This is a genomic window from Pseudomonas sp. NPDC098740 (assembly GCF_044760065.1).
GTDB lineage: Bacteria > Pseudomonadota > Gammaproteobacteria > Pseudomonadales > Pseudomonadaceae > Aquipseudomonas > Aquipseudomonas rossensis.
Window position 1 is genome coordinate 48,164 of record NZ_JBIWAM010000004.1, and the last position, 12,057, is coordinate 60,220.

Here is a 12,057-nt window from a genome sequence, read left to right on the forward strand (position 1 = left end):
CACTTTACTGAACATTGAAAGGAGTATTTCACCATGGCTAAAGCCACTGCCCGTCACATCCTCGTTGCCAGCGAAGCCAAGTGCAACGAATTGAAAACCCAAATCGAAGGCGGCGCCGATTTCGCCGACGTCGCCAAAGCCAACTCCACTTGCCCGTCCAGCCGCCAGGGCGGTGATCTGGGTTCGTTCGGTCCAGGCCAGATGGTCAAGGAATTCGACGCCGTGGTCTTCAGCGCACCGATCAACGTGGTGCAAGGCCCGGTCAAGACCCAGTTCGGTTACCACCTGCTGGAAGTGACCAGCCGTCAGGACTGATCAACCTTTAAGTTTTCTGCACAGCGGCCCGCCTTTTGGTGGGCCGTTGTGTTTCAGTTACGTGATACGAGTGGCGAGGGACGCGCCGCTAGCGTACAAATTGTGGTTATTGACCACCCGGCTCTAAGGCTGACAATGCGACTGGCGTTCCCTACTTTATTGTTCACGGCCGTGGCCCTGTTGTTGAGCGCCACCGGTGTGATTGCAGCACCGCAACATGCGTTGACCGTGTACGGTGAACCGGCGAAGTATCCTGCCGGCTTTAGTCATTTTGCCTACACAAACCCGCAAGCCCCCAAGGGTGGCACGATGCGCCGCTCGGCCGTCGAAATCGGTCATTTCGATCATATGTTGCCCTACATCGATAAAGGCATTGGCGTCACACAGATCGACGGCCTGCTTTACTCGCCCCTCGCCCAGCGTTCGCTGGACGAGCCTTACACCGTGTACGGCCTGGTGGCTCAGAAGATGGAGCGCTCGGACGACGGTTTGTTCCTGCGCTTCTACCTGAACCCCAAGGCCCGTTTCGCCGACGGCAAACCGATCACGGCTGAAGACGTGCGCTACACCTTCGACCTGTTGATGACCCAGGGCAGCCTGCGTTATCGCACCCAATTTGCCGACGTCAAAGGCGTCGAAGTGGAATCACCTCTAACGGTTCGGTTCGACTTTAAAAGTAATGAAAACCGTACCCTTCCCCTTGATATCGCGACCTTGCCGGTGTTTCCCGAGCATTGGTGGAAGACTCGCGACTTCGCCAATGGTGGCGGTTACGAGCCACCTTTAGGCAGCGGCCCCTACAGGGTGAGCAAGGTCGACTCCGGTCGCAGCATCACCTTCGAGCGCAATGCCGATTGGTGGGGCAAGGATTTACCGGTCAGCCGCGGCCTCTACAACTTCGATCGTTTCAGCATCGAGTACTTCGGCGATACCGACGTCGCCCGTCAGGTCCTGCGCGGCGGAGCCTACGACTACAACCGAGAATTTTCCGCCACCGGTTACTCCATCGGCTACGACGGCCCGACCCTGAGTGACGGGCGACTGCAAAAGGCGCACCTGGCAACGCAAGCTCCCCAAACGGCTCAGGGCTTTGTGTTCAATCTGCAAAACCCGCTGTTCCAGGACCGTCGAGTGCGTCAGGCACTGGCCATGCTTTGGGATTTCGAGTGGAGCAACCGGCAGATGATGCGCGACATGTACATCCGCCAGCAGAGCTACTTTTCCAACACCGACCTCGCCGCCCGACACCTGCCGGACGCCGGCGAACTGGCGATTCTCGAACCGCTGCGCGGGCAGATCCCCGACGAGGTGTTCACCCAGGTTTTCCAGGCACCGAAAACCGATGGCAGTGGCGTGATACGCGACAAACAGTTGCAGGCACTCGATTTGCTCGAACAGGCTGGCTGGAAACCCGACGGTGATCAACTGGTCAACGCCGAAGGCAAGTCGTTGAGTTTCACTTTCCTGGTCAGCCAGAACGGCATGGACCGCTTGCTACTGCCTTATAAGCGCACCCTGAAACAGATCGGCATCGACATGAACATCCGCCGTATCGACTCGTCCCAATACGTGAATCGCCTGATGAGCCGCGACTACGACATGATCGTCACCGGCTACCCGGTGACGACTTCGCCCGGGGGTGAACTGCTCAATTACTTCGGCTCGGTCTCGGCCAACGACCCTGGCGCCAATAACTACATGGTCTTGAAAAATCCGGCGGTCGACACACTGATCGCCGGGCTGGTTCGCGCCACCACCCAACCCGAAATGCTGCACTACGCCCACGCGCTGGACCGGGTGCTGCAATGGAACTACTACTGGATTCCCAACTATTACCCGCCGGGCAGCTCCACCGTGTGGTGGAATCGTTTTGGCAGGCCCAACGAGCAAGCGAGCAATGACGAAGCCATCGAGAGCTGGTGGGAAATCAGCACCACGCCACTGACCAACCAACAGATGACCGCTGAGCAAATCAGCCGTGGCAAACCCGGAGGGCCGCACTGATGTGGGCTTACATACTGCGGCGTCTGCTGCTGATCATTCCGACGTTGGTGATCATTCTTCTGGTCAACTTCATCATCGTCCAGGCCGCGCCGGGCGGCCCGGTGGAACAGGCCATCGCGCAATTGCAAGGCATCGGCGGCGCGAGTGTCGGCGGCGGTTCAGGCGAACGCATGTCCGGCACCTCCCGATCCAGTCGCGGCCTCGACCCGCAACTGATCAAGGACATCGAAAAGCAATACGGCTTCGATAAGCCGGCGCACGAACGCCTGTGGCTGATGCTCACCAGTTACGCGCGCCTGGACTTCGGCAAGAGCTTTTTCCGTGGTGCGACCGTCACCGATCTGATCCTGGAAAAAATGCCGGTGACCATTTCCCTTGGGCTCTGGGCGACACTGATCACCTACCTGGTGTCGATTCCTTTGGGCATCCGCAAGGCCGTGCACCACGGCAGCCATTTCGATATCTGGAGCAGCACCGCGATCGTCATCGGCTACGCCATGCCGGCGTTCCTGTTCGCGATGTTCCTGATCGTGGTCTTCGCCGGTGGCACCTCGCTGAACTGGTTCCCGGTGCGCGGGCTGGTCTCGGACAACTTCGATTCATTATCGACCGCGGGCAAAATCGCCGATTACTTCTGGCACCTGGTATTGCCGGTGACAGCGCTGGTGATCGGCGGGTTCGCCACGCTGACCATTCTGACCAAGAACTCCTTCCTCAATGAAATCACGCGCCAGTACGTGGTCACCGCCCGCGCCAAGGGTCTGAGCGAACGCCGAGTGCTCTACGGTCACGTGTTTCGCAATGCCATGTTGCTGGTGGTCTCGGGGATTCCCCAGGCGTTTATCAGCGTATTTTTCGCCGGTTCCCTGCTGATCGAAGTGATTTTCTCTCTCGACGGCCTGGGTCGCATGAGCTACGAAGCCGCGGTGTCACGGGACTATCCGGTGGTATTCGGTTCGCTGTTCATCTTCACGCTGTTTGGTCTCCTGATAAAACTCGTCGGTGACCTCTGCTACACCCTCGTCGACCCGCGTATCGACTTCGCCGCGAGGAACGCCTGATGTTCAAGCTCTCACCGTTAGGTCGTCGTCGTTTTGAGCGTTTCAAGAAAAACCGTCGTGGCTGGTGGTCGCTGTGGCTGTTTGTCGGGCTGTTCCTGCTGACCCTCGGTGGCGAGCTGATCGCCAACGACAAACCGCTGATCGTCAGTTATCAGGGCTCGCTCTACTTCCCGGCCCTGAAGCGTCATACCGAGCAGGAATTTGGCGGGCAGCTGCCGTTCCAGGCGGACTACCGCAGCGATTATGTGCAGAAGCTGATTCACCAGGACGGTGGCTGGATGCTGTTCCCGCCAATCCCCTTCAGCGACGACACGCCGAACTATGACCTCAATCAACCCACGCCCAGCCCTCCGACGAAGGTCAACTGGCTGGGCACCGACGACCAGGCGCGGGACGTGTTGGCCCGAGTGATTTTCGGTGCGAGGGTGTCGATCCTGTTTGCCTTGATACTGACCTTTGTCAGCGCACTGATCGGCATCGCGGCCGGCGCCCTGCAAGGCTACTACGGCGGCTGGGTCGACCTGATCGGTCAACGGTTGCTGGAGGTTTGGTCAGGGCTGCCGGTGCTGTACCTGCTGATCATCCTGTCGGGTTTCGTCGAGCCCAATTTCTGGTGGCTGTTGGGGATCATGGCGCTGTTTTCCTGGCTGGCCCTGGTGGACGTGGTGCGCGCGGAGTTTCTGCGCGGACGCAACCTGGAATACGTCAAAGCTGCGCGCGCGTTGGGCCTGACCGACCGTAAAGTCATCGTCCGGCATATTCTGCCCAACGCGATGAATGCGACCCTGAGCTACCTGCCGTTCATTCTGACCGGGGCAATCTCGACCCTCACGGCGCTGGACTTCCTCGGTTTCGGCATGCCGGCCGGCAGTGCCTCGCTGGGCGAGTTGATCGGCCAAGGCAAGCAGAACCTGCAAGCGCCGTGGCTGGGGCTGACGGCATTTTTTGCCCTGGCGTTGATTCTTTCTTTACTGGTGTTTATCGGGGAGGCATTGCGTGATGCCTTTGATCCTCGGTCATGAAGCGGACTGCTGATATGAGTAACAACCTGATCGAAATCCGTGACCTCTGCGTGGCCTTTAGCGGCCAGACCGTGGTGCGCAATCTGTGCCTGGACATCCGCCCCGGCGAATGCCTGGCGCTGGTGGGCGAGTCGGGCTGCGGCAAGTCGGTGACCGCTCACTCGATCCTGCAACTGCTGCCCGAGACCGGCACCGAAACCACGGGCAGTATTCGCTACCGTGGCCGGGAGCTGGTCGGCGCCCCGGCCAAGGTGTTGCGAGAACTGCGGGGTAACCGCATCGCGATGATCTTCCAGGAGCCCATGACCTCGCTCAACCCATTGCACAGCATCGAAAAGCAGATCGGCGAAACCCTGCTGCTGCACAAGGGCCTGGCCGGCAAAGCGGCGCAAGCGCGGATTCTCGAGTTGCTGCATCTGGTCGGCATTCAGAAGCCCAAAGAGCGGCTCAAGGCCTATCCCCATCAATTGTCCGGTGGCCAGCGGCAACGGGTGATGATCGCGATGGCGCTGGCCTGCGAACCGGAACTGCTGATCGCCGACGAGCCGACGACAGCACTGGACGTGACGGTGCAGCGCAAGATCCTGCTGCTGCTCAAATCCCTGCAACAGCGACTCGGCATGTCGCTGCTGCTGATCAGCCACGACCTCAATCTGGTGCGCAGCATTGCCCAACGAGTCTGCGTGATGAAGGCCGGCGAGATCGTCGAGCAGGCACCTTGCGAAACGCTGTTTACCGAACCGAAACATCCTTACAGCTGCGTGCTGCTGAACGCCGAACCTGAAGGTGAAGCACTGCCCCGGGACGAGCGCGAGAACGTGCTTGAGGTAGATGACTTGCGGGTGCAGTTCGCCCTCGGTGGCGGGCTGTTTCAGCGCAAGACCTACCTGAAGGCCGTGGACGGCATCAGCCTGAATATTCAGCGCGGCAAGACGCTGGGGATTGTGGGCGAATCCGGTTCCGGCAAGTCGACACTGGGTCAGGCGATCCTGCGTCTGCTCGACTCCGAAGGCAGCATTCGCTTTCAAGGTGAAGCGCTGGACGGCCTGACGCAAAAACAGCTGAGGCCGTGGCGCAAGAGAATGCAGGTGGTGTTCCAGGACCCGTTCGGCAGCCTCAGCCCGCGGATGTCCGTGGCGCAGATCATCAGTGAAGGCCTTGAGGTGCATAGCCAGTTGACGGCTGACGAATGCAAAGCCGAAGTGATTCGGGCGCTGGAAGAAGTCGGCCTCGACCCGCAAAGTCGTCATCGCTACCCGCACGAGTTTTCCGGCGGCCAACGCCAACGCATCGCCATCGCCCGGGCGCTGGTGCTGAAACCGGCGCTGATCCTGCTGGACGAACCGACCTCGGCGCTGGATCGCACGGTGCAAAAACAAGTGGTCGCCCTGCTCCGCCAACTTCAGGAAAAACACGGCCTGACTTACCTGTTCATCAGCCACGACCTGGCGGTGGTGCGCGCGCTGGCTCACGACATGATCGTGATCAAGGACGGCAAAGTCGTGGAAAGCGGTGCCAGCCACGACGTGTTCGATTCGCCGCAGCATCCGTATACCAAGGAGCTGTTGGCGGCGGCGCATCCGCGATAGTCATAATCGCGCTATGCAGTTGGACCGCGTAACGGCCATCGTCGGAACGCCGCCCGGAGCAAGCTCGCTCCCACAGGAGATTTGTGAACGACATAGATCAAATGTGGGAGCTTGCTCGCGATGCGGCCCGCACAGACACTACACATTTTGGACATGACGCCCATGAACACCACCGAAAGCCTAAAGGACTACCAAAGCGTTCGCCTGCTGGCGATCCGTTCGTTGTTCGAGATCATCGAGCAGTCCAGCGAAGGCACGGTGATTGTCGACCGCGATGCGAACATCGTCTGGATGAACGAGCGTTATGCCCGACGCTTCGGCCTGGAGTCGGCGGAAGTGGCCATCGGCAAGGCCTGCGAAAGTGTGATCCCTGGCAGTCTTTTGCGCGAGGTGGTGCGCACCGGTCGGCCGATTTTGCTCGACATGCAAGACACCCCCAAAGAACCACTGGTGGTGATGCGCCTGCCGATTCATGACGACGCCGGTGTGGTGATCGGCGCCATCGGGTTTGCGCTGTTCGATGAATTACGCAGCCTCTCGCCGATGCTCAAGCGCTACATGAGCATGCAGGAAGAACTGGCCTCCACCCGCTCGCTGCTGCGAGCGCGGCAGACCAAATACAACTTCGCCCATTTTATCGGCACCAGCGCCGCCAGCCTGGAAGTCAAACGCCGCGCCCGGCGCAGCGCGAGCGCCGAGTCTCCGGTGTTGCTGCTCGGTGAAACCGGCACCGGCAAAGAGCTGCTGGCCCAGGCGATCCACGGCGCTTCGCCGCGCGCACACAAAGCCTTCGTCAGCATCAACAGCGCGGCGATTCCCGAATCGTTGCTGGAAGCGGAATTCTTCGGCACCGCGCCCGGCGCGTTTACCGGTGCTGATCGCAAGGGCCGTGCCGGCAAGTTGCAGATCGCCCTGGGTGGCACACTGTTTCTCGATGAAATCGGCGACATGCCGTTGCCACTGCAAAGCAAACTGCTGCGGGTACTGCAGGAGAAAGAATTCGAGCCGGTGGGTTCCAACGAAGTGATCCAGAGTGATGTGCGGGTGATTGCCGCGACCTCCACGGATTTGGAAGCCGCGATCAAGCGCGGCGAATTTCGCGCCGACCTGTATTACCGCCTCAACGTACTGCCGATCCAGGTCCCGCCGCTGCGTGATCGACTCGATGACCTGCCAGCCCTCAGTGAAGCGATTCTGGAAGAACTGCGCAGTCAACACGAATTGAACCGTGAAGCGCTGGAACTGCTGGGTCAACATGCCTGGCCGGGGAATATTCGTGAGCTGCGCAATGTGCTGGAGCGCGCGGCATTACTCAGTGATGACTTGGTGCTGAATGCCACGGATATCCGCGCGGCGATTGGTACGTTCACACCGGTAGAGCGCATCGCACCAGTGACGATTGTGCCGGTAGCGCACCAGACTTTTAGTGAGGCTCGGGAGCGATTTGATCGACAGTTGATTGAGGCCACCCTCGCGCAATGCGGCGGGAAGGTTGTTGAAGCGGCGGCGCGGTTGGGGCTGGGGCGGTCGACGTTGTACAAGAAGATGGTGGCGTTGGGGATTGCTGAGTCTCTATAAAGAGACATGAATCTCCATTGTTAGACAGAACATCGCGAGCAAGCTCGCTCCCACCTTTGCCCCGCAACTCGGTCAACCTGTGGGAGCGAGCTTGCTCGCGATGAGGCCTTCTAAATCTACACATGTCTCCGAAGAGAGACACAAGCCTCAAACGCGCCATGAAAATCTGAAAAAAATCCATACATTTCAACGCCTTAACCGTCTGGCACGAAACTCGCTATAGCCCTCTCCCACAACAGATCCACCCTAAAAAAATAACAATCCAGGAGACACACCATGAGTGTGATCATTGCCTTGGCAGCCCTCACGCTGCTAATGCTCGCGGCCTACCGTGGCTACAGCGTTATCCTCTTTGCCCCGATTGCCGCCCTCGGCGCCGTTCTGCTCACCGACCCTTCCGCCGTCGCCCCCGCCTTCACCGGGGTGTTCATGGAGAAAATGGTCGGCTTCATCAAACTGTATTTCCCGGTGTTCCTGCTCGGTGCAGTGTTCGGCAAGCTGATCGAGCTGTCGGGCTTTTCGCGCTCCATCGTCGCAGCGGCGATTCGCCTCCTCGGCACGAGTCAGGCGATGCTGGTGATCGTACTGGTCTGCGCTCTGCTGACTTACGGCGGCGTGTCGCTGTTCGTGGTGGTGTTCGCGGTCTACCCGTTTGCTGCTGAAATGTTCCGCCAGAGTAATATTCCCAAGCGACTCATCCCGGCGACCATCGCCCTCGGCGCATTCTCGTTCACCATGGACGCCCTGCCCGGCACCCCGCAAATCCAGAACATCATCCCCAGCACCTTCTTCAACACCACCGCCTGGGCCGCGCCTTGGCTGGGCCTGATCGGCGCGATCTTCGTGTTTAGCGCCGGCATGCTGTTTCTGCAGCGCCAGCGCAACAAAGCGCAGCACGCCGGTGAAGGGTATGGCACCGATCTGCGCAACGAGCCGGAAACTGCGGCCGACATCAAACTGCCCAACCCGTGGATCGCCGTGTCGCCGCTGCTGGCCGTCGGCATCATGAACCTGCTGTTTACCCAGTGGATTCCACAGTGGTACGGCAAAACCCATAGCCTCGCGCTGCCGGGCATGACCGCGCCGGTGACCACTGAAATCGCCAAGCTCACGGCGATCTGGGCCGTTCAGGCAGCCTTGCTGGTCGGCATCATCATGGTGTTGGTGTTCGGCTTCCAGGCGATTCGCGGCAAACTCGCCGAGGGTAGTAGAAGTGCGGTCAGCGGTTCGTTGCTGGCGGCGATGAACACCGCGTCGGAGTACGGCTTTGGTGCGGTGATCGCTTCCTTGCCAGGCTTCCTGGTGCTGGCCGACTGGCTCAAGAGCATTCCCAATCCGCTGGTCAACGAAGCGATTACCGTAACCCTGCTGGCCGGCATTACCGGTTCCGCTTCGGGCGGTATGAGCATTGCGCTGGCGGCCATGGCCAATGACTTCATCGCAGCGGCCCACGCCGCCAACATCCCGCTGGAAGTGCTGCACCGGGTGGCCGCGATGGCCAGTGGCGGCATGGACACCCTGCCACACAACGGCGCGGTGATTACCTTGCTGGCGGTGACCGGCCTGACCCACCGCGAAGCCTACAAAGACATTTTCTGTATTACGCTGATCAAGACCCTGGCGGTTTTTGTGGTGATCGGTACTTTCTACGCCACTGGCATTGTGTGAGGTATTCATGACGACTCTTTCGGGCAAGACTGCACTGGTCACCGGTTCCACCAGCGGCATCGGCCTGGGCATCGCCCTCAGCCTGGCCAAGGCTGGCGCCAATCTGATCCTCAACGGTTTCGGTGATGCGTCCAAAGTGATTGCCGAGGTCGAGCTGCTCAATAACAAAAGCGGAGGCAAGGTTGGCCATCACCCGGCCGACGTCAGCGACCCGGCACAGATCGCCGACATGATTGCCTACGCCGAGCGCGAGTTCGGCGGCGTGGACATCTTGGTCAACAATGCCGGCATCCAGCATGTGGCGTCGGTGGAGGATTTCCCGGTGGAGCGCTGGGATTCGATCATTGCGATCAACCTGTCTTCGGTATTCCACAGCACCCGTTTGAGCCTGCCAGGCATGCGCGCCAAGGGCTGGGGACGGATCATCAACATCGCTTCGGTGCACGGCCAGGTCGGCTCGGTGGGCAAAGCTGCATACGTGGCGGCCAAGCATGGGGTGATCGGTTTGACCAAGGTGGTGGGGCTGGAAACGGCGACCACCAATGTCACCTGCAACGCCATCTGCCCGGGTTGGGTGCTGACGCCACTGGTGCAGAAGCAGATTGATGACCGCATCGCCAAAGGGATCGACCCGCAACAGGCGCAGCATGATTTACTGGCCGAGAAGCAGCCGTCCCTGGAGTTTGTGACGCCGCCACAATTGGGCGAACTGGTGCTGTTTTTGTGCAGTGAGGCCGGTAGCCAGGTGCGTGGCGCGGCGTGGAATATTGATGGTGGGTGGTTGGCGCAGTAACCCACAGATGATCGTTCCTATGCTCTGCGTGGGAACGATCTGTACAACAACAAGAAGAGGCAAGCCATGTCCGACATCCTCTGGCAACCCAGCGCCAAGCGCATCGGCAAGACCCGCATGGAGGCCTTTCGGCGCTTCATCAATCAGCGACACAACCTCCACGTCGACGACTACCCTGCCCTGCACCAATGGTCCATCGATCAGCGTGAAGCGTTCTGGCAGGCCATCGTCGATTTTTTCGACATCCGTTTCCACGACCAACCGGACGCTGTACTGGTTGAGGGCGCGCAAATGCCGAGCGCCCAATGGTTTCCCGGCGCCACCCTGAACTTCGCCGAACATCTGATGCGCCGTCGCGACGATGCCGTGGCGGTTGTGGCCATCGGTGAAAGCGGCCAGCGTGAACAGTTGACCTGGGCCGAACTGGCGGAGCATGTCGCCGGTTTCCAAAACAGCTTGATTGCTGCTGGCGTCGTCGTTGGCGACCGTGTGGCCGCGTGCATGCCGAACACCTGGCAAACCCTGGTGGCCATGCTCGCCACCACCAGCCTGGGGGCGATCTGGTCCTGCTCCTCACCGGAATTCGGCACCCAGGGCGTAATCGACCGTTTCGGCCAGATCGAGCCGACAGTGCTGATCACCTGCGCCGGTTACCGCTATGCGGGCAAGGACATCGACCAGACCACCAAGATCAATGAAATCCTCGAACGCTTGCCGTCCTTGCAGCAGTTGATTGTCGTGCCTTACGCCCGACCGCAAGCGCACATCGAACACTTCCACACCCGGGCCAACGTGACGCTCTGGGATGATTTCTACGACGTCGGCGGCGAGCCGAATTTCGTTCCCGTGCCCTTCGCCCATCCGCTGTACATCCTCTATTCCAGCGGCACCACAGGCGTGCCCAAATGCATCATTCACAGCACCGGCGGCGTGTTGTTGCAACACGTCAAGGAACATGGGCTGCATTGCGATCTCGGTCCCGGCGACCGCTTGTTCTACTACACCACGTGCGGCTGGATGATGTGGAACTGGCTGGTCTCGGCGCTGGCCGTGGACAGCGCGGTGGTGCTGTACGACGGCTCGCCGTTTCATCCCGCCCCCGAGCGCCTGATCGACCTGATCGACGACGAACGCATCGGTGTCTTCGGCACCAGCCCCAAGTACCTCGCGACCCTGGAAAGCAGCGGCATCAAACCTCGCGAAAGCCATGACCTGAGCAGCCTGAAAACCCTGCTGTGCACCGGTTCCGCGTTGTCGCCGCAGAGTTACGACTATGTCTACCGCGACCTCAAGGCTGACCTGTGCCTGGCCTCGATGTCTGGCGGCACCGACATCGTTTCGTGTTTTGTGAACAGCAATCCGCTGCAACCCGTGCGCCGTGGCGAGATACAAGGCAAAAGCCTGGGCATGGCGGTGGAAGTCTGGAACGACAACGGCCAGCCTGTGATCGGCGAAAAAGGTGAGCTGGTGTGCACCCGGCACTTCCCGGCAATCCCCATCGGGTTCTGGAATGATCCTCAGCAGGAAAAGCTTCGTGCCTCGTATTTCAGTCAGTTCCCCGGGGTCTGGGCCCAAGGCGATTACGCGGAACAATTGCCCCATGGCGCGATGATGATCCACGGACGCTCCGACGCCGTACTCAACCCCGGCGGCGTGCGCATCGGTACTGCGGAAATCTACCGCCAGGTGGAGAAAGTCCCACAGGTGCTGGACAGCGTGGCCATCGGTCAGCAGTGGCAGGAAGACGTGCGGGTGGTGCTGTTCGTGCGTTTGCGCGAGGGCGTCGAACTGGACGAAGCGCTGCAACAACAGATCCGCCAGGTCATCCGCGCCAACGCCACACCGCGGCATGTGCCGGCGAAGATTGTCGCGGTGACCGATATACCGCGCACCATCAGCGGCAAAATCGTGGAACTGGCGGTGCGCAACGTGGTGCATGGTGAGAAGGTAAAAAACACCGATGCCTTGGCCAATCCCGAAGCGCTTGAGCAGTTTCGGGATCGGCCGGAACTCGGAACTTAAATGAT

General features: G+C 60.1%; 9 protein-coding genes. All 9 read left to right on the forward strand.

Translation table 11 applies throughout. The annotated features are described in order from the left end of the window. The first annotated feature begins 33 nt into the window (after nt 1-33). The 9 genes from ACIQU2_RS06330 (at nt 34) to ACIQU2_RS06370 (ending at nt 12,052) form a co-directional block, all read left to right on the forward strand. Complete coding sequence (locus ACIQU2_RS06330; protein WP_403139443.1) at nt 34-315, forward strand: peptidylprolyl isomerase; 282 nt, start codon at nt 34-36, stop codon at nt 313-315. Between the two features lie 135 nt (nt 316-450). Continuing rightward, on the forward strand, nt 451-2,319 hold the full coding sequence (locus tag ACIQU2_RS06335) for an extracellular solute-binding protein (protein WP_403139445.1): 1,869 nt from the start codon (nt 451-453) through the stop codon (nt 2,317-2,319). Further along, nucleotides 2,319-3,380, forward strand: coding sequence for a microcin C ABC transporter permease YejB (locus ACIQU2_RS06340; protein WP_403139447.1), 1,062 nt, complete (start codon nt 2,319-2,321; stop codon nt 3,378-3,380). Before ACIQU2_RS06335 ends, ACIQU2_RS06340 begins: the two co-directional genes overlap by 1 nt. Continuing rightward, on the forward strand, nt 3,380-4,402 hold the full coding sequence (locus tag ACIQU2_RS06345) for an ABC transporter permease (RefSeq protein WP_403139448.1): 1,023 nt from the start codon (nt 3,380-3,382) through the stop codon (nt 4,400-4,402). The genes ACIQU2_RS06340 and ACIQU2_RS06345 overlap by 1 nt, the downstream gene beginning before the upstream one ends. 14 nt (nt 4,403-4,416) lie before the next feature. Continuing rightward, nucleotides 4,417-5,991, forward strand: coding sequence for an ABC transporter ATP-binding protein (locus ACIQU2_RS06350; RefSeq protein ID WP_403139450.1), 1,575 nt, complete (start codon nt 4,417-4,419; stop codon nt 5,989-5,991). Between the two features lie 162 nt (nt 5,992-6,153). Next, the gene (locus ACIQU2_RS06355; protein WP_403139452.1) at nt 6,154-7,569 is read left to right on the forward strand and encodes a sigma-54 interaction domain-containing protein; all 1,416 of its coding nucleotides are present in this window, start codon (nt 6,154-6,156) and stop codon (nt 7,567-7,569) included. A gap of 276 nt (nt 7,570-7,845) precedes the next feature. Continuing rightward, nucleotides 7,846-9,237, forward strand: a complete 1,392-nt coding sequence (locus tag ACIQU2_RS06360; RefSeq protein ID WP_347804328.1) for a GntP family permease — start codon at nt 7,846-7,848, stop codon at nt 9,235-9,237. Nucleotides 9,238-9,244: 7 nt separating this feature from the next. Beyond that, complete coding sequence (locus tag ACIQU2_RS06365) at nt 9,245-10,030, forward strand: 3-hydroxybutyrate dehydrogenase (protein ID WP_347804327.1); 786 nt, start codon at nt 9,245-9,247, stop codon at nt 10,028-10,030. A 66-nt stretch (nt 10,031-10,096) separates the two neighbouring features. After that, the gene (locus ACIQU2_RS06370) at nt 10,097-12,052 is read left to right on the forward strand and encodes an acetoacetate--CoA ligase (RefSeq protein WP_403139454.1); all 1,956 of its coding nucleotides are present in this window, start codon (nt 10,097-10,099) and stop codon (nt 12,050-12,052) included. Nucleotides 12,053-12,057: the final 5 nt, after the last annotated feature.